Origin of the sequence: Cohnella fermenti, assembly GCF_004801405.1 — a bacterium.
Lineage (GTDB): Bacteria > Bacillota > Bacilli > Paenibacillales > Paenibacillaceae > Cohnella > Cohnella fermenti.
On sequence record NZ_SSOB01000017.1, the window covers coordinates 55,175 to 72,982 of the forward strand.

The 17,808-nt window shown below is 59.6% G+C and carries 17 protein-coding genes; 9 read left to right on the top strand and 8 right to left on the bottom strand.

Features of this window, described 5'->3' with window-relative positions:
* Window positions 1-49: 49 nt before the first annotated feature.
* A complete protein-coding gene (locus tag E6C55_RS14950) occupies window positions 50-1,279 on the bottom strand; it encodes a copper amine oxidase N-terminal domain-containing protein (protein ID WP_168735654.1) in 1,230 nt (409 codons plus the stop codon).
* A 111-nt stretch (window positions 1,280-1,390) separates the two neighbouring features.
* Entirely contained in the window at window positions 1,391-1,954 is a 564-nt protein-coding gene (locus E6C55_RS14955; protein ID WP_136370612.1) for a hypothetical protein, read from the bottom strand.
* Between the two features lie 407 nt (window positions 1,955-2,361).
* Here E6C55_RS14955 and ilvA point away from each other — a divergent pair, with 407 nt between their 5' ends.
* The 3 genes from ilvA (at window position 2,362) to E6C55_RS14970 (ending at window position 6,319) form a co-directional block, all read left to right on the top strand.
* On the top strand, window positions 2,362-3,624 hold the full coding sequence (gene ilvA / locus E6C55_RS14960; protein ID WP_136370613.1) for a threonine ammonia-lyase IlvA: 1,263 nt from the start codon (window positions 2,362-2,364) through the stop codon (window positions 3,622-3,624).
* Window positions 3,625-4,486: 862 nt separating this feature from the next.
* Window positions 4,487-5,686: an MFS transporter gene (locus E6C55_RS14965; RefSeq protein WP_230986693.1), complete on the top strand. Its 1,200-nt coding sequence runs from the start codon at window positions 4,487-4,489 to the stop codon at window positions 5,684-5,686.
* Window positions 5,687-5,689: 3 nt separating this feature from the next.
* The gene (locus E6C55_RS14970; protein WP_136370614.1) at window positions 5,690-6,319 is read left to right on the top strand and encodes a TVP38/TMEM64 family protein; all 630 of its coding nucleotides are present in this window, start codon (window positions 5,690-5,692) and stop codon (window positions 6,317-6,319) included.
* A 169-nt stretch (window positions 6,320-6,488) separates the two neighbouring features.
* Here the strand turns inward: E6C55_RS14970 and E6C55_RS33840 are convergent, their stop codons facing one another.
* The gene (locus tag E6C55_RS33840) at window positions 6,489-6,725 is read right to left on the bottom strand and encodes a hypothetical protein (RefSeq protein ID WP_168735649.1); all 237 of its coding nucleotides are present in this window, start codon (window positions 6,723-6,725) and stop codon (window positions 6,489-6,491) included.
* On the opposite strand from E6C55_RS33840, the gene E6C55_RS14975 reads away from it, so the two are divergent.
* Together E6C55_RS14975 and E6C55_RS14980 are read left to right on the top strand one after the other, a co-directional pair.
* The gene (locus E6C55_RS14975) at window positions 6,709-6,984 is read left to right on the top strand and encodes a transposase (RefSeq protein ID WP_136370615.1); all 276 of its coding nucleotides are present in this window, start codon (window positions 6,709-6,711) and stop codon (window positions 6,982-6,984) included. The genes E6C55_RS33840 and E6C55_RS14975 overlap by 17 nt on opposite strands.
* 250 nt (window positions 6,985-7,234) lie before the next feature.
* On the top strand, window positions 7,235-7,489 hold the full coding sequence (locus E6C55_RS14980; RefSeq protein ID WP_168735655.1) for a hypothetical protein: 255 nt from the start codon (window positions 7,235-7,237) through the stop codon (window positions 7,487-7,489).
* Between the two features lie 268 nt (window positions 7,490-7,757).
* On the opposite strand, the gene E6C55_RS14985 is transcribed toward E6C55_RS14980, so the two are convergent.
* On the bottom strand, window positions 7,758-8,849 hold the full coding sequence (locus E6C55_RS14985) for an FUSC family protein (RefSeq protein WP_136370617.1): 1,092 nt from the start codon (window positions 8,847-8,849) through the stop codon (window positions 7,758-7,760).
* A complete protein-coding gene (locus E6C55_RS14990) occupies window positions 8,846-9,952 on the bottom strand; it encodes a DNA alkylation repair protein (RefSeq protein ID WP_136370618.1) in 1,107 nt (368 codons plus the stop codon). The genes E6C55_RS14985 and E6C55_RS14990 overlap by 4 nt, the downstream gene beginning before the upstream one ends.
* Window positions 9,953-10,166: 214 nt before the next feature.
* Here E6C55_RS14990 and E6C55_RS14995 point away from each other — a divergent pair, with 214 nt between their 5' ends.
* Window positions 10,167-11,087 (top strand): diacylglycerol/lipid kinase family protein, encoded by a 921-nt coding sequence (locus tag E6C55_RS14995; protein WP_136370619.1) that lies wholly within the window; start codon window positions 10,167-10,169, stop codon window positions 11,085-11,087.
* Here the strand turns inward: E6C55_RS14995 and E6C55_RS15000 are convergent.
* Complete coding sequence (locus E6C55_RS15000) at window positions 11,051-12,808, bottom strand: ATP-binding protein (protein WP_136370620.1); 1,758 nt, start codon at window positions 12,806-12,808, stop codon at window positions 11,051-11,053. The two genes, E6C55_RS14995 and E6C55_RS15000, sit on opposite strands and share 37 nt — an antisense overlap.
* 107 nt (window positions 12,809-12,915) lie before the next feature.
* On the opposite strand from E6C55_RS15000, the gene mscL reads away from it, so the two are divergent.
* Window positions 12,916-13,434, top strand: coding sequence for a large conductance mechanosensitive channel protein MscL (gene mscL / locus E6C55_RS15005; protein WP_230986694.1), 519 nt, complete (start codon window positions 12,916-12,918; stop codon window positions 13,432-13,434).
* A gap of 23 nt (window positions 13,435-13,457) precedes the next feature.
* Window positions 13,458-14,114: an NUDIX hydrolase gene (locus E6C55_RS15010; RefSeq protein ID WP_136370622.1), complete on the top strand. Its 657-nt coding sequence runs from the start codon at window positions 13,458-13,460 to the stop codon at window positions 14,112-14,114.
* Here the strand turns inward: E6C55_RS15010 and E6C55_RS34190 are convergent.
* Both E6C55_RS34190 and E6C55_RS15020 read right to left on the bottom strand, forming a co-directional pair.
* On the bottom strand, window positions 14,057-14,914 hold the full coding sequence (locus E6C55_RS34190) for a hypothetical protein (protein ID WP_211093587.1): 858 nt from the start codon (window positions 14,912-14,914) through the stop codon (window positions 14,057-14,059). The two genes, E6C55_RS15010 and E6C55_RS34190, sit on opposite strands and share 58 nt — an antisense overlap.
* Before the next feature lie 91 nt (window positions 14,915-15,005).
* Window positions 15,006-16,100 carry an AI-2E family transporter gene (locus E6C55_RS15020; RefSeq protein ID WP_168735656.1) on the bottom strand — a complete coding sequence of 365 codons (1,095 nt, stop codon included), beginning with the start codon at window positions 16,098-16,100 and terminating at the stop codon, window positions 15,006-15,008.
* A gap of 187 nt (window positions 16,101-16,287) precedes the next feature.
* Between E6C55_RS15020 and E6C55_RS15025 the strand changes: the two genes are divergently transcribed.
* Window positions 16,288-17,745 (top strand): RNA-guided endonuclease InsQ/TnpB family protein, encoded by a 1,458-nt coding sequence (locus tag E6C55_RS15025; RefSeq protein ID WP_136370624.1) that lies wholly within the window; start codon window positions 16,288-16,290, stop codon window positions 17,743-17,745.
* Window positions 17,746-17,808 lie beyond the last annotated feature (63 nt).

Below are 17,808 nucleotides of genomic sequence, written 5' to 3' on the forward strand. Positions count from 1 at the left end.
GCAAGGGCCGAACGGGGCTCTGAAGGAGCTGTCGAGGATCAGATCCTGCTTACGATTCGAGCGCTTCGATATTGTAGACGTATTCCGTCCCGTCGAACAGCCACTTGCCGTCCTTCTTCACGAGGTAGTTGCCCTGGTGGAACCGGGTACGGAAGCCGTCCTCCAAGTCTTCGGCGACGATCGAGCGGATCGCGACGGCCTTGTCCGTTCCGTTGTAGTATACGATCGACGTTTTCTCGGCCTGCAACTGTTGATCGTAATCGGCAAGCCCCGATTCGATCGCCGCAAAGTAAGCGTCAAGACCTTCCGTCCCGGAGAAAGTCGCCTTGTAAGCGGCCAAGTCCTCCTCGTTCAGGGCGTCCAGTTGCGCCTTCAGCACCGCTTCGATCGCCGCCTTGTCCGCGTCCGGAACCGGAACCGTCTCCTCGATCAAGGAGGCCCCTCCCGTGTACTGAACGGCGACGTATTCCATGTCGTACAGCAGCCACTCACCTTGCACCCCCGGATGGAGAGTCAGCAGCAGTTCGCTCGAGTTGTCGAAGTAATAGTCGTCTCCGCCGATTTTCACATTATCCTCGATCACATGCAGAACCGCTTCCTTGGCCGAATAGGCTTCGACGCCGGCTTCCCGGTACGTCGTCTTCGTCTGCAGCGATGCGTCCTTCTCCGCCAGAAGCTTCTCCTGCATCGCCCCGCGAATCGGGGAATCGTCCGCGATCAACGCCAGAACGGCGTCGGCATTCCGATCCTCCGCGTTGAAGATCTGCTCCGAGCGGTCCAGGAAGGAGAGAAGCTCCCGCTTCTGCTCCGCGTTCGGCCCTCTGTCGACGATAACGACCGTGCGGGTTGCCGCCGCCCAATCGACACTCTTGCCGGAGAGAGTAGCGATGAAGCGTACGCCGACAAGCGTTCTCCCATCCTTGACCACCACTTGGCCGCTCATCGGCACCGACGTTCCGTCGACGAACGCAACATCCCCGCCGATGGACATCACGATCCGATGCTCGTCCGACGATGCGGTGATCGTCTTCGTCTTCGAAGCGTAATCGATGCTGTACCCGAGCGCCGCGAACAGCGACCGGAATTCGACGAACGTCGAGCCGCCGATGACCGAAGGCTGCACATTGAACGTCAACGCTTGTCCATTCAGCGTTACGGCAATCGGCTTCGCCGCTGCCGCAGCCGATGCGGTCGGCGCCGCCGCCGCGAATGTCGAGGGTATGGCAAGCATAAGGGCTGCACACGCAACCACGGCCTTCCTTGCGATCGATCTCTTCATGAACATGCTCCTCTCCCGTTGCCCAATTATCGTATTCCGCATTCCGCTTCCCCCACTTTACCCCTAATTCCCTCGTCGGGGAATACCCGGCCGGGATTAATCGAACAAGCTTTAATCGAGCAAGCTCTTCAGATCGGACAGACTCGGCTTCTGGAACTCGATCGCCGCTTGTCCCGCTTCAATCCGGACCTCCTTGATCTTCAGCCAATCCGGCAGCTCGCTTCCGAGCGGAATCGTCACCTCCGCGAACGAGTCCGCGGGAAGGTGAATGCCCCGGATGCGCGCATCCGAGACTCTCGCGATCAGATTCGGCGATACCCACTCGACGTCATACGTCAGCGTCATGCCGATCGGAATCCGGCCCATCGCCTCGACGTTCACGTCCGCGATCAACGCTCCGTCCCCGAGCCGGAATTGCACGCCCGTCAATTCCGCATCCTTCATCCGGATCGGATTCTCGGCAAGCTGCGCCTTCGCCAGATTGTTCACGTCCTCTTCCGACAGGACGAGGGTCGTCGACAGCCGCTTCGCCATATCGATCGCGCGGTCCCGCAGCGGAACATCCTCATAGCGAAGATCAAGCTCTTGCTGGGGCGCCGCGTAGCGGTAAGCGACAATAACAATCCCGACAACCACAAGAATGAGTACGAAGAGCGCTATCCACCATTTTCTCATGTCGGCCTCCTTCTTCATGCCATAACGACAACTGAGCATTGACTTCCGCCCCTGGTAAGAGTATAACATTAGTTAAAATTCAATGAAGGGAATACGTTCCCCGGCCCCCCGAACCCCAGAGAATCGGCGATTGCTGCGAGCCGACGTCCGGACCCGAGCGAATATCCTCCCCGAGAAGTCGCGCCCAGCCTCCGCAAGCGCGAACGGCCGCCCCCGTTACGGGCACGCGCCCCGAAGGCGCGGCTGAAGCGCCGCAGTGCGCGGATCGCCTGACCGGCGTCCGACCGCATGCGGAACGAGGGTGGTACCACGGATATTGCGTCCGTCCCTTTACGAGGGACGGATTTTTTGTTTGCTCTTGCGCTTATACGACGAACTCATCCCTTAATGGAAAGGCAGGCCATCCCATGTCCCAGACAACCCCGTCCCCCGTCCGCTTGGAAGATATTCTTCATGCCCACCGCGTGCTCCAGGAGGTTGTGCTCTCGACGCCGCTGCAGCCCAATCGCGCGTTGTCGGCCAAGCACGGCTGCCAGATCTACCTGAAGCGGGAAGATCAACAGACCGTACGCTCGTTCAAAATCCGCGGAGCCTTCAACCTGATCTCCGCTTTGCCGGAGGAGACGAGGCAAGCCGGCGTTGTCTGCGCGAGCGCAGGCAATCACGCCCAAGGCGTCGCTTACTCCTGCCAGGCGCTCGGCATTCCCGGCATCATCTTCATGCCGACGACGACTCCGCGCCAGAAGATCAACCAAGTGAAGCTGTTCGGCGGCGACAACGTCGACATCCGGCTCGTCGGGGATACGTTCGACGATGCATATAAGGCGGCTATCCAGGTGAGCCGCGAGCAGTCCCTGGCCTTCGTTCACCCGTTCGACGATCCGCGAATCATCGCCGGCAACGCGACGGTCGGCAAGGAGATCGTCGAAGCGAGCAAGCAGCCGATCGACGTTGTGCTCGTGACGATCGGCGGGGGCGGACTTGCCGCCGGCGTCGCCGCCTACGTGAAGGCGGTCAGCCCGTCCACGGCGGTGATCGGGGTCGAGCCGGAGGGCGCGGCCTCCATGCGGAAGGCGCTCGACGAGCAGCAGGTCGTCACCTTGGCCGAGATCGATAAATTCGTCGACGGGGCGGCGGTCAAGCGGGTCGGCGACCTGACGTACGCGATGTGCCGGGAGCTGCTCGACGATGTCATCGCCGTTCCCGAAGGCAAGGTGTGCACCACGATTCTGGAGCTGTACAACGAGCACGCCATCGTCGCCGAACCGGCCGGCGCCTTGCCGGTTGCAGCGCTCTCCCTGCTTGGCGAGAGGTTAGACGGCAAGAACGTCGTCTGCATCGTCAGCGGCGGCAACAACGACATCGACCGCATGCAGGAGATCAAGGAGCGCTCCATGATCTACGAGGGGCTGAAGCATTACTTCATGATCAACTTCCCGCAGCGGGCGGGCGCCCTTCGCGAGTTCCTCGATGACGTGCTCGGCCCGAACGACGACATCGTGCAGTTCGAATACACGAAGAAGCACAACAAGGATAACGGCCCCGCGCTGGTCGGCGTCGAGCTCAAAAGCCGCGAGGACTACGAGCCGCTCGTCGAGCGCATGAACCGCAAAGGGTTCGTCTACGCCGAGCTCAACAAGGACCCGCTGCTGTTCAACCTGCTGATCTGACGATTAACGCACAATCGGTATGCTCCTCCTCGAATCCCTGCGGGACAAAGCCGCCGCTTCGGCCGGCTCTGTCCCCGGGAGGGGCGTGCGCTGTTGCGCGGGGGGCGTGCGGGAGAGAGTTAGTGCGAATGCGGGGCTGTGAGGCCATTGCAAGGGCGAGTTTGTTGTGAGGCTGCTGTTGTGAGGCTGCGCGTAATGCGGAGCTGCGAGCAGGCTGCGAGGATGCGAGGCTTTTGCAAGGGCGAGTTTGTTGTTAGGTTGAGCTTTATGCGAAGCTGAGCGTAAGTTGCGAGGCAACGAGTAAATTTGTGATGTTGAGAGCCCTTTGCGAGACTACGAATGTGAAATTTCACATTAAATTGGTCAAATTCGCCTCGCCAACGGGGTTTTATGCTATTTTTCACATAAATCAGGCCTCCGCGAGGGCCAAGCCCCCCAATGAATACGAAATTTCACATATATTCCGCCAATCACCCCCTTCCGGACAGGAACGAATGTGATTTTTCACATAAAACAAGAAAACCCGCCGCCGAACCGCCCCTTTGCACCTTCCTCCCCAGTAACAGTCGCAATCACCAACCATCACTCCCGCCAACAGCCTCATTCACCAACAATCGCTCTCGCCAACCGTCGCCCTCCCCCCTAGCCACATCTGCCGACATGAATCTCCCCCGTCGCTGCGAGGTACTCTGCACAGAGAAGGGAGCGCCTGGACCGACGGGAACTTCGGACGAAGTGCGACGTAATAGAGAGAGCGGCCGTTGCCCCCAGCCCTGGCGAAAATTGGACTTCATCCGCGAATGCCCTATAATCAAACTATAACGTCAACCGACTCCCACCAGGATACAGAAGGAGACGCTTAGTGAGGACATCCGCATCCAAGTCGCTGTTCGCCCCGGAGATGACGCTCCTGATCGCCGCGCTGTTCCTCGTCGAATTCGTTCGCGGGGCCGCCCTTATCAGCTTCCTGCCGATCTACGGCAAGAATGAGCTTGGGCTCGAGCTCGACGTTATCGGCATCGCAACGACCGCCCACTTCGTCACGGACGCCGTCGTCAAGCTGTTCATCGGCTACCTGATGCACAGGTTCAACGTTCGAACCTTGGTGAGCGGAGGGCTGCTTCTGTCCCTGGCCGGCATGCTGATGCTCGGTCAAGCGGAACTGCCCTGGGTGTTCATCGTCGGCTGCGCGATCTACGGCATCGGAATCTCCCCGATCTGGATCGTCTGCCTGACCCGCGTGACCGAAGAACGGCGAGCGACGCAGATGGGCACGCTGTACACGTTCTGGCTGGTCGGCCTCGGCGTCGGACCCGTCGTCACGAACTTTACGCTGGAATACAGCTCTGCGATTACGTATTGGATTCTGGTCCTTGCATCGGCAATCGCCTTGCTGCTGTCGCTCTTCATTCCGAAGCGCTCGCACGCGGAGATCGACTTCGTGCCGTTTAAGCGTCAACTGGCGCTGCTCGGAGATCGGCTCAAGGAGATGAAGCTGCTGCTGCCCGGCATGGTGCTGCAGACGCTCGGAGCCGGCATGCTGATGCCGATTCTGCCGAGCTTCGCGAGCGATCATCTGGGGCTGGCGCCCTCGCAATACAGCCTGCTCCTCTTCATCGGAGGCGGCTGCACGGCCGCGGCGCTGATCCCGATGGGCCGCTTGGCGGACAGCGTCGGCCGCAAGTGGTTTCTCGTGCTAGGCTTCCTGCTGTTCGCCATCGCCCTGTTCGCGCTCACACGGGGGCCTGGGCTCGGCATCTCGCTCATGTGGGCCTGCGTGCTCGGAGCCTCTTATGGGGCCGTCCTGCCCGCTTGGAACGCTCTGCTCGCCGCCTATGTCCCGCCCGGCCAGAAAGGCCTCGGCTGGGGCGTCTTCTCCACCGTAGAGAGCATAGGCAGCCTGCTGGGGCCAAGCATCGGCGGTGTCCTGGCGGCATCTCTGGGAGAACCGGCGGCTGTCGGCTCGGCTGGGGCGATTTTCCTAGTTATTGGTGTGTTCTATGTGCTATTCCCATTCCGTCTGTTCCGTGGAGAATGGTCCGCGGGAGACGCTGCGAGGTAAATCATGCATGACTTTATCGCCCTGTTCGGGGCGCAAACATGGGAGAAGCTGACCAGCTACTTCAAAAGCTTCAGCCTGGACGACATCCAGTCGCTGCTCGACCAATATTCGGCGCTTGGCCCGCTTCCGGGCATTCTTCTGCCGCTTGCCGAGGCGTTCCTGCCGTTCCTGCCGCTTATCGTATTCGTGGTGGCCAACTCGAACGCTTACGGGATCTGGTTCGGCTTCCTGTTCTCGTGGATCGGCGTATCCGTCGGCTCGATTCTCGTCTTCACCATCGCGCGCAGGATCGGGCTGAAGTACGGGGACCGCATCCGCCGCCGCCTGCCCAAGATGGAGAGCTTCTTCTCGTGGATCGAACGCAGAGGCTTCAGCCCGATCTTCATCCTGTCCTGCTTCCCGTTCACGCCATCCGTCCTTGTCAACTTGTCCGCCGGCCTCTCCAAAATCCCCTTCCACACCTTCGTCACGGCCACCATCCTGGGCAAGGGCGTCATGATCTTCATCCTGAGCTTCCTCGGGCATGATTATCGGGCGCTGATCGAGCATCCTTCGCGGCTGATTCTCGCCGGTGTGGTGCTGTTCCTGCTCTGGCTGGTCGGCAAAAGGCTCGAGAACCGCTACCTGAAGTAGCCTGCTCCCGCGAGTGCTTGTTCGATGGGTTGCATGTCGGTTGGGAGAGAGGCTGGCTGGAGGCGGAGGTACGAGATCGGTCACGGCGCCCGAGCGGGAATAAACCTCCCGGCGCCGTGGCATTCTAACCCTGAATGGACCGAGCAAGGGAAGGGAGATGAGCATCCTGTCAGGCGAATATCCATCCGAGAAGCAGCTCGCGGCCAGCCGCGCCCAATCCAAGGCGGACCGTTCGGGCCAAGGCAAGGAGAAGGCCCGTCGGCTCCAATCCGAGGCCGATTCCGCCGGTTACCGCAAGCACGGCGATTAGAGAATCGAATGCCGCGCCGTCGCACAACCGCTGCTCCAGCCTGCAGCGCATGACATCCGCAGACGAGGTGACACCCAGAATGAGCGAACATTCCATGCCTCCTGTCTCCGGCGAACGCGTCGAGACGGACGGAGTCTACAAGAACGAATGGGGCCGCGAGGAAGAATTGGAACGCGGAACGACTTTTCCGGCCGACCCGATGCTCGGGGAGACCGAGTGGGAGCTTGCCGAGATGAGCTTCGACAACCATCACGAAGGCAGAACCGATCCCCGGCTCGTCCCCAAGAAGAACGACATCGACAAGCAGGGCAAGATCGACCACCCCCGCCGCCAGATGGACCGCGGGAAGAAGTAATAATAAACAGAAGTTGCTGATATACTCACAGCAACTTTAATTCATGTCGCGAAGCACGCGCATCCCTCGATATCCCGCCATACGGCGAGAGGTGAGGAGGCGCGTGTTTTTTTATGCTATAGTGGGGAGGACAAATGGATGACGAACGAACCAGCCATTGATGAAGGCAAGCCTGCGCTTGCGACGGAGAGATTGAATCCGAAGAACGACTATCTGTTTCTTGTATGAAGATGAAGAGAAGAGCTACTTGTTGACGGATTCGCTTGAGCTGCATTACATCGAATGCCCGAAGTTCCAGGAGGTTGATTTCAACATTGATGATCCGCTGCACCGCCGGCTGAGATTTCTGGAGCAGGACGTGACACCCGAACAATTGCAGGAATTGATGAAGGTGGATGAGATGATCAGAGAAGCGGAAGACCGCCTGAACCAACTCGCCGGCGACGAGGTGACGAGGCGGATCGACTTGCAGCGCATCGAATCATTGAGACGCAATCGTGGTTGAGCAATATTCACGCCCTTATCGGGCGTTTTTTTTCATGCGGAAGAACTTCGAGCACAGGAATCAAAGAGGGGCTGCGTTTGCCTTAGACAAAAACCCCGCTCCCTCACGCTCCCTCATGTTCCCGCGTAGCCCCCCTCCAGCCGCCTTCGAGGCGTCGTTGTGCGGATTTCCCGCACATCTCGGCCTCCACCTAACATATCCCGTCTTCGGAGAGGCAGCAGGCGTACGCGAAGCGTCCGGAGGCGATTTATGGCATGTCTAGGCAGCGTTACCGCGTTGCGGAGTCGGCCTTCGTCTCCTCCGTCCCCTCTGTCTCCTCCTCCTCTTCCGCTCCCTCGGCTCCCTCTCGCTCCAGGCAGCGAACCATCAGGCGGTCGAGCCGGCGAAGACGGTCCTCGTACGCAAACATGGAGGAGGTAATGACGAGCAGGCGGGAGCGCGTCACCGCGTCCGTATCGGCCGACGTCATGATCGTCTCCGTCAAGCGCACCACCTCGTCCGGTGCCGGGGCGGCCGCGTGGGCGCCGGGCTTCAGCTTCCCCTCCCACTTCCAGAAGAGCTGCTCATGGTACCCGCTCAGCGCCTCCAGATGATCGTCGGCATCCCGGTTCCACGACGCTTCGCTTTTCACCGCCCAGTACTGCTCCTCGACCGCCTCGACGAGGCTCTCTCCCCGCTGCAGCGCGACGAGCATCTCCTTGTACACAACGAGCACCCGCTTCCGCTTCGCCCGCGACTTCCTCAGCCACACCCGCTCTTCTGCGAACAAATGGTAATAGTCCTGAAGCTTCTTGATCCGATCCTGCAGCTTCTCCTGCTCCTCGCGGAACACATTCTCCTTCAGCTCGTTCGAGACGGATGTCCGCAGCAAGCGGGACAGCAGCTCCTGCGCCTCCCGCGCCTGCGCCATGAAGCGGCCCCGGTGCCGGGGCGGCGCAATCGCCACGTTAACGACGAACGCGGAGGCGATGCCGAGCGAGAGGCCCCCGAGCCGGTCCAGCGCCGTCGGCCAGCCCTGGCTGCGAGCCTCCATGATGACAACGACGGTGACGAGCGTCAGGCCGATCGTATCCCCGATCTTCAGCTTCAAGCAGAGCAGGATCACGACGATGCAGACGAGCCCGACCGTGATCGGCGAGCTGCCGAACATCCAGTAGGCGCCGATTGCGATGGCGGCGCCAATCACATTGCTCTGGAGCTGATCGACGATCTGCATCCAGCTCCGGTAGATCGATGGCTGTATCGTGAAGATCGCCGTAATCGCCGCAAGCAGCGGCGAACCGAGGCCGATCAGCTCCCCGATCCACAGGGCGAGAGCGACCGCCACGCCCGTCTTGAAGACGCGAGCTCCGATCGTCATCCTCTCTCCGCCCCTCCTTCCAAGAGCACGGCTTCCGCGGAAGCGAGCTCCCGTCCGTTCACGATCAGAGCGAGCCGGTGAGCGCCCGGCTCGTGTTTGCGGGTCGACAGATCGCGGAAGTCGAGGCGGCGTTTGCCCGCGAGCGTGGCTCCGCCCGCGATGCTCTTCTCGCTTAGCTTAAACATTTTGCGATAGGAGCGCCCGCCCTTCCGCGGGTATGTCACGGCCAGCTCCAGCCGCAGCTTCGCGCCCGACTCGCCGGGAAGGCCTACCTCGTACGCGATCTCGATCTCCCCGCCGGAAGGAACCGCCGAAGCGGAAGGCTCCCATCGGATGACCTCAACCCCGGCCGGCTCGTTCAGCCCGAAGAGCGACAGGGCTTCCGGATTGGCCGACGCGCGGATCAGCGTGCGGCAGGCGTGCTTCAGCAGCGCATCGGTCGCCGCATTGTCCCCGCTCCACCGCTTCGCCAGCTCCAGCACAAGCTCCGGATGATCCTTGGAGATATCGTTCAGGTTGTTGGCGACGCTGCGCCGCACGTACTCCGACGGGTCCGCCTTCAGCCGCTCCAGAATCGGCATAATCGGAGACGGGTCCTTCTTGAACGCGGGCAGCGCGTCCGCCCACGGCAGACGCGGCCGACAGCCTTCGCTGGCCAAGCGGCGCACATGCTCGTCCGAATGCCCGGCCCACGCGAACATCTGCTCCATCATCCGCTCCGGGTCCCGAAGGATAAACGGGCGCACCGAGAACTCGGCGCTCGACAGAGCCGTGAACCGCTCAAGCGCCGCGATCGATCGCTCCCAATGCCCGAGCCCGTACACCTGGACGAAGTCAGGGAAGAGCAAATAAGGGAACCCCCGGCATTCCGGGGAGATCGCCTCCAGAATCGTCAGCGCCTCCGGATAGTCGGCCGGCAAGGCCGCCCCAAGGCTCACCGTGATTCGGCGCATGCGCCCCTTGAGCTCAAGCTCGTCCCAGCCCTCCGCGAGCGTCAGCGCGGCGAACCGTTCGCTGTCGAACGGCTCCCATTCCTTGCGTACCCGCTCTCCGAATTGCCGAATGAAGAGCTCGTTATACATCGCTTTAAGCGGTTCTGCCATTGTTGCCTCCTGCTTGTTCTCCGCATCGTTATGCTTTGATATTGCCTTGTTTGTGCTTTGGGATCGGCTTTCCTTGTCGATAGCCTATTATAGCACGAGACGGCGGCTCTCCGCCCGCCGCCGAAGCTGCAACAATTGGACTTCCCCGCTTGTCCCCGCCCCCGTATAATAGGTCTACCGGCATCGTTCGGAAGACAGGGAGGGCCTATCGCTCATGATCCTATTCGTCGTCAATCGACTGGCCGGCAACGGTCAAGGTCGAATCGCCTGGGAGACCGTCGAGAGCAAGCTGCGGCAGAAGGGAATCGCGTATTCCGTTGTCGCGGAGGATACCGAGAGCCGCTCGGTCGAGCAGACCTCCCGAGAGCTTGCGCGCGGGCAGACGCACGCCGTCGTCGTTATCGGCGGCGACGGGACGCTGCACAGCGTGCTCCCCTTGCTCGCGGGCGGCTCGATCCCGCTCGGCCTTATTCCGGCCGGATCAGGCAACGACACGGCAAGAGCGTTCGGCATCCCGAAGCGGCCCTTGGCAGCCCTGGAGCTGGTTCTCGCCCTTAAGACGCGGCAAGCCGATCTCTTGCGGGCGAAGCTCGCCACCGGCGAGGAGCATCTCACCCTGACCGCGCTGGCGATCGGCCTGGATGCCGCCGTCGCCGAGGACGTCAACGGCTCCGCTTACAAAGATTGGTGCAATAAGCTGAGAGTCGGCTCGCTCGCCTATATCATCGGCCTCGTTCGCGCTCTCCTGCGCTATCGGCCGGAGGAGGTCGTCGTTACCGTGGACGGCCGGGATCATCGCTTCCCGCACACCTGGCTGTCCGCCGTTACGAACTCGTCCAGCTATGGAGGCGGGCTGCGAATCTGCCCGGAGGCGCATCCGACCGACGGCAAGCTCCACGCATGCGTTGTGCACGATTGCTCGAAGGGGCGGCTCCTGCGGCTTTTTCCCACCATTCTCAACGGCTCCCACGTGCGCACCCGCTATGTAACCGTTCTGAGCGGCAGGGACATCCGGATTGCGGCCGGTCGCACGCTGCTCGCCTTCGGGGACGGAGAACCGCTGGGGCACACGCCGCTTGCCGCCAGCGTCCTGCCCGGTCAACTGCCGTTCATCGCTGCGACCGTCTCCGGATAGCGGAACGGGAAGCGGATCTCGAACGATGTCCCGATTCCGAGACGGCTGCTCACGTGTATTCGGCCGTCATGGTTGTCGACGATCTTGTAGCTGACCATAAGGCCCAGCCCCGTCCCCTTCTCCTTCGTCGTATAGAACGGCTGGCCCATCTTCGCCAATTGCTCCTGGTCGATGCCCGGCCCTTCGTCCGTGATGCGGATTCGCACCGAATCGTCCTCCCGGCTGAGCCCGACGCGGATTGCGCCCCCGTCGATCATCGCTTCGATCGCGTTCTTGATGACGTTGATGAACACCTGCTTGATCTGATTCTCCACCCCGTACACCCACAGCGGCTCCTTGCCGTAATCCGCTTCGATGGAGACGCTGTGCAGGATCGCCTGCGATTCGAGCAGCGTGACCGTGTCCCGAATCATGTTGCGAACATCGTAGTAGCTGAGTTCATAAACCTGCGGCTTCGCCACCATCAAGAGCTCGCGCACGATGCCTTCGATCCGGTCCAGCTCGGAATTCATGATATGGTAGTAGCTCGCTTCCTTCCGTCCGGAGCCGATGAGATGCAGGAACCCCTTCAGCGACGTGAGCGGGTTGCGGATCTCGTGGGCGATGCCGGCCGCCAGCTGTCCCGCGACATACAGCTTCTCCGAATTGATGAGCAGCTCCTCGTTCTTCTTCCTCTCCGAGATGTCTCGGATGATCACCTGAATCGCCGGCTCGTTGTTCAGCGTCGTCACCGTCTCCACGATCTCCGTATCGAGCATTCGCCCGTTCAGCGAGTACCAGATCTGCTCCAGCGGCTTGTTCGAGCCGGTAAACGGCAGATTGCGATGCCGCTCGCGCACCTTCCCGATGTCTTCGGTGCAAAGGAAGTTCGAGATCGGCTTGCCCAGCAGGTCGCTCGGCTGCTCGGCGCCGAACATCTGCAGGCCCGCCCGGTTGACGAACGCCCACTTCTCCTTCTTGAAGATGGCGATCGTATCGAGCGAATTCTCGATCAGCAGCCGATAGCGCTCGTCCATCTGCGTCATTCTCTTGTCGATATACCAAGTCGCCCAGGTCGAGGTGAGAATAATAAGTCCTCCCAGGCCGACAATAAGCACCAGCATGTTGACGTCCGCATTGAGCTTGTCCCAGTTGTAACGGACCGAATACTCCAGCCGCAGCGCATCCGAGCTGATCGCCTGCACGAACAGGGCGGACAGGCCCAGCGTCAGGCTGGCGAGCAAGCGGTTCTTCTCCTTGCCCATGAAGTGAAGCTTAAGCGAGGTGTACGTTCCCATAAGCAGAATCAGAATCGACGCCGCGATCAGCTCCGGACGAACCGTAATGTCCGCGATCGGCTGGCCGAGAATCGTGAAGTAATTCACGAAGCCTACGCTGAACGTCAGCACGGACGTGCCGAACGCCATGCGGAACTTCGCGCTCGAGTGCGAGGTCAGGACGACAAACGCCATCAGGGTGAAAAAAATACTGAGCAGGAAAGCGACCGGCATGCTCCAGGTAAAGTAGAGAACGTTCTCGAAGGCCATCGACGCGACGAAGTGCTTCGCCCACAATCCGACTCCGAATACGAAGGAGCCTCCGGCCAGCCAGAAGAACCGAAACTCATTGTTCTGTCGCTTTAGATTGCCAATGAAATTAAACATGGTATATGATGCAAATATGCTGATCAATAAAGCCAACAGCAGGAAAACAATCGACCATGTCCCTTCATGGCTGCTCATTCTCCACGTCCTCTCTTTATTCGTCAAGATTCATGCCCGAAGATAAAATTTCGACGATGAATCCAGAATTCCTCTCCACTATTAACCAAAATTGGAGGATGCGAAAAATGCTAGGAAATTGGGTAAAAGAATTCAAGACGTTCGCCATGCGCGGCAACGTCATCGACCTCGCGGTCGGCGTTATCATCGGGGGTGCGTTCGGCCAGATCGTGACATCGCTGGTCAATGATATCGTGATGCCTCCGATCGGACGACTTCTGGGCGGGGCGGACTTCGCCGACTTGTACGTGCGGATCGGGCCGATTCCGGATACGGTTCAGGAGGGCACCGTCATCAACACGCTGGCCAAGGCGAAGGAGCACGGCGTCCCCGTCATCGCCTACGGCCAGTTCATCAACGTATTGCTCAACTTCCTGATCGTCGCGATCTGTATCTTCTTCCTCATCAAGGTCATCAACACGCTGACCCGCAAGAGCAAGAAGGAAGCCGAGGATGCGGCGGCAGCCGCAGCGGCCTCCCCGACCACGAAGGATTGCCCGTATTGCCTGTCGACCATCCCGATCAAGGCGACTCGTTGCGGTCATTGCACATCCGTCCTGAGCGACGGACAAGCCGAACCTGCCTAACGATCATAGGGGGAAAATAACCCGTGGCGGAGAAATTCGACATCTACGACGAACGAGGATACGGCATCGGCACGGCGGAGAGGCGTGACGTGCATGCCTTGGGCTTATGGCATCGGTCGTTCCATTGTTGGCTGGCAAGGCGGGCGGAGGAGAGGACGACCCGCATTCTGTTCCAGCGGCGGAGCGCGGGGAAGGATACGAATCCCGATTGCTTCGACATTACCGTCGCCGGCCATCTAAGCGCCGGAGAGACGGTTCGCGATGCGGCCCGGGAGATGGACGAGGAGATCGGGTGGAGCGTCCCGTTCGAATCGCTCCGGTTCTTCGGAGCCGTTCAGGAGGAAGGCGAAGGAACGGTGCGTTCCGTGCCCTTCGTCGATCGGGAGACCAGCTATGTGTACGGCTGCTTGACGGACCTCGCGATGGATTCGTTCCGCCTTCAGCGGGAAGAGGTATCGGGTCTCTATGAAGCGGACGCGGACGAGCTGATCTCCCTGATGCTCGGCGAGCGCGAGTCCGTGCTCGCAGCCGGAGTCGCGTACGCTTCCGAACAGGAAGAAGCCCTAACCCCTGCCGTTGCAGAAGTTAGGGCCGATCTCTTCGTTCCTCGGGAACGGAGCTATTATGTGGATGTTTTCCGCTTTCTTGCGGGATTGGCCTGGAAGGAATCCGTCCGCTGAAGCGGCTCGCCGATTCGCTCCAGGGCGATTCGGGACCAGATCAGCCTGCCGCTTCGCAGCGCGCCTTCCCACCAGTCGCCGGTTGCCGGCTCCCGGAATACGATCTCCAGACGGCCGTCTCCATCCGTATCCCAGATGCGGAAGGGGCGGCCGTCCGCCATCTCGCCGAAGCTCGCGCTGTCGCCGACGGCTCCCCATTCCACTCGCTCCGCTCCGCCGCCGCTCTCCGCCCGTCCGAGCCACCAGCTTCTTCCGGCGCTCTCGTAACGAAGAAGCTCGCCATCCTCCTTCAGGAATTTTCCGCTCCAGTAAGGCATCCCTTCCCCGAAGCGGCCCAGTCCCTCCCAGTTGCGCCACCAGTTATCGATCATGCCGTGAATGTTATAGAACACGGTATTGCGCGGCGCCCAGTCGAAGTCGTTGATCTCGTCGTCCCCGTACAAGGCGGCCGCTTCCTGATGGATACAGCCGTGAATGCCGGACGACTCGATGAAGCGCCCCAACTCGTCGGAGGAACGGAACGTCTCCGGCTGGTGAAGAATGCGCCACTCCGCTCGCTGGTCGTAGCAGGAGGCTTGCCGGATCGGCTCCGGGACGGACGGCCACGGCTCGACCAGACGGGGGTCCAGCCCCTGCTTCCTGTACCAGTCCAGCGCCTTGCCGATGAAGCGGCGATGGAACGTAAGGAAGTCTTGCCCGTAGCCGGACGGCGGCTGGGTCATATTCACGGAATGTCGGTCGTGATGCCAACGCTTGTGCTCGTCGAGCAGCTCCTGCGGGAAATTCGGGATCAACGTCATAAGCTTGCGCCCTCTCCCTTCGCCCGCCCCGGATCGATCCGCATGGGCGAACGTCTTGTCGGTTCACTATATGCGGGAGAGAGGAGCGGCGTCACGGATCGATGATATCGATGTTGCGCAGCTTGTAGAACCGGAACGCATGCGTGACGACGATCTTCAGCAGCGCATAGCAAGGGACGGCCACGAACATGCCGGCCAGCCCGCCGATGCTGCCGACGGCGAGCAGCACAAGGATAAGCGTCAGCGGATGAATCGACAGCTTCTTGCCCATGATCTGCGGCGAGAGCACCTTGTCCTCAATCTGCTGCACGATCAGGACAACGACGATCACCCAGACGACCTGCATGGGAGAATCGATGAATCCGACGATGACCGCCGGAATCATCCCGATGATCGCGCCGACGTACGGGATGAAGTTCATGAGAGTCAGCACGACCGCCAGCAGCAGCGAATACGGAAGACCGATCACCGAGTACCCGACCCATGTCAGGATGCAGAGCCCGAAGCTGACGAGGATTTTCCCCTGGATGTAGGCGCTTAACGCTCCGTCCATCTCCTTGACGATCGCCAGCGCGCGGTCGTCATGCTTGTCCGGCACAAGCTTGAGGAACAAATTCGGGAATTGGCGGTCTCCCTTGAGCATGTAGTAGACGATAAACGGCACGGTAGACAGCAGCAGCACAAAGTTCGAGACGAAGCCCATGATGCCGTTGAAGGCATCCCCCAGGTTCGAGACGACCCGGTTGATGAGCTCCTGAAGCTTGACCGACAGATCGACCTGGTGCTCCTGAAGGTAGGAGGCGATCCAGTCGTTCTTCTGCAGCTCCGTCACCTGATCCTGGCCGAGCCGCACGAGCTCCGGCATGTTGTTCACCAGGCTGTTCACCTGATCGCCGATGACCGGCCCGACGAGGAAGCCGATCAGCACAAGGACACCCGCCAGCAGCAGGAAGACGACGGAGATCGCAAGGGTGCGGCTCCGCACGTACTTCTCGAGCAGGTTGACCGGCGGGCGCAGCAGATAATAGAACACCAGAGAGAGCAGCAGCGGCGTCAGCAGCCCCTTGATCATCGTCCAGAACGGCTGGAAGAGGAAGTCTACCTTCGAAGCCAGGAGGAAGATCAGAAGAACGATAATGATGCCATACCCAATTCGAAAATACTTGCCCTGTGGAATAAATATCACCCAATTCTTGGTTATGTATATACCGCCGAGAGATCACCCTCTTCAAGCATCGAAGATGATAAAGAGTGGAGAATCGGCGACATCCTTGAAACACCTGTAGAAGAGCGCCTGCCCCTCCCATTATCCAATTATATGTGATAAAATGGAATGGAACATGTGTTCGTTTTATTTAGGGGAGGATGAAAGTATGCCGGAACCAATATATCGAACGTATCAAGTATGGATTAAACCCGGTCATCGGCTGTATGCCTACGCGGATCTGTTGTGCCGAGAAGCCAAGAACTTACATAATACAACTAACTTTTATATCCGCCAAGTGTTTACAGCGCTTCGGCAAAACGAGCCTCTCCAGCCCTTGCAACAACACGTTATGGACACATTGCAGGCGAACATCGGCCTGATGAACGAACGTCAACTAGGGGCCCATCAGAAAAGACTTCAGAAGCAGCTTCTGAAACCGATCGACCAGCGCAAGGATTCGCATTGCCGCCTGTTTGAGCTGCCGACGCGGGCATCGCCTTATTTGAATTATGCCTTTCTGGATTGCCTGTTCAAGGTAATGGAGCAAGCGGATTACCGGGCGCTGCCCTCCCAATGCAGTCAATGGGTGATGAAAGGGGTATTCGCTAATTGGCAGTCCTTCTTCGCCAGCATCAAGGATTATCTCGTACATCCTGACAAGTACTCCGGATGGCCGCGCATTCCTGGCTACACCCGTGCCAAAGCCAAAGAGGTCGTACTCACCAATCAGGACTGCGAGATCAAAGACCGCAAATACCTCAAACTCCCCATGACGAAACAGAGGTTGAACATCGGCAAGCTTGGATGCATGGACGGCAAGTTGAAGCAGGTTCGTATCCTCCCGAGATACGGGCAGTATGTGATGGAACTGGTTCTCTCCGTCTGTCCGACAGAAGTAGCGGATAGCAAGAAAGAGCATGTACTGGCGATCGATTTGGGCGTCGATCAGCTTGCAACCCTCGTCACAAATACAGGACACAAACCGATATGCGTGAAGGGCAAGCAGATCAAAGCGTTCAATCAATATTACAATAAGCTAAAGGCGCATTATACCAGGATTCTCCGAGAAGGGAAGCAGCCGCATGAAGGCGCCCACACGTCCAAGCGACTGGAGCGACTGCACCTGAAGCGTCATCGGAGAATCAAGGATACGTTCCACAAGGCGAGTCGCTACATCGTCCGATTCGCTGCAGAGCAGGAGATCGGAACAATCGTCATCGGCTATAACCAAACCTGGAAAATGGCACCCGGCATGGGGCGACGGAACAATCAGTCGTTCTGCCATATCCCACATCAGATGCTCGTGTCGATGATCCGCTATAAAGCTGCAGCACTGGGCATCGAGGTGATCCTCACGGAAGAAGCATACACGTCCAAAGCCAGTTTCCTGGATGGCGACCCAGTGCCCAAGTATGAAGAAGGCGTCATCAGAATCTTCTCGGGCAGGCGGATTCATCGGGGCTTGTATCGAAGCCGGAACAACAGCTTGATCCATGCCGATGTCAACGCGGCCGCGAACATCATGCGTAAAGTATTTCCAAAGGCAACCGCCGATGGAATAGCGGGGTTGGGCGGCAACCAGTCCGTCAACGTGTCAACTCCACTGATGAAGACAGTCTTGTGATGCACAAGGGTGTCGTATCAGAAACCCCCACTTACATAAGTGTGGCGGGAGTATTCATTGGGC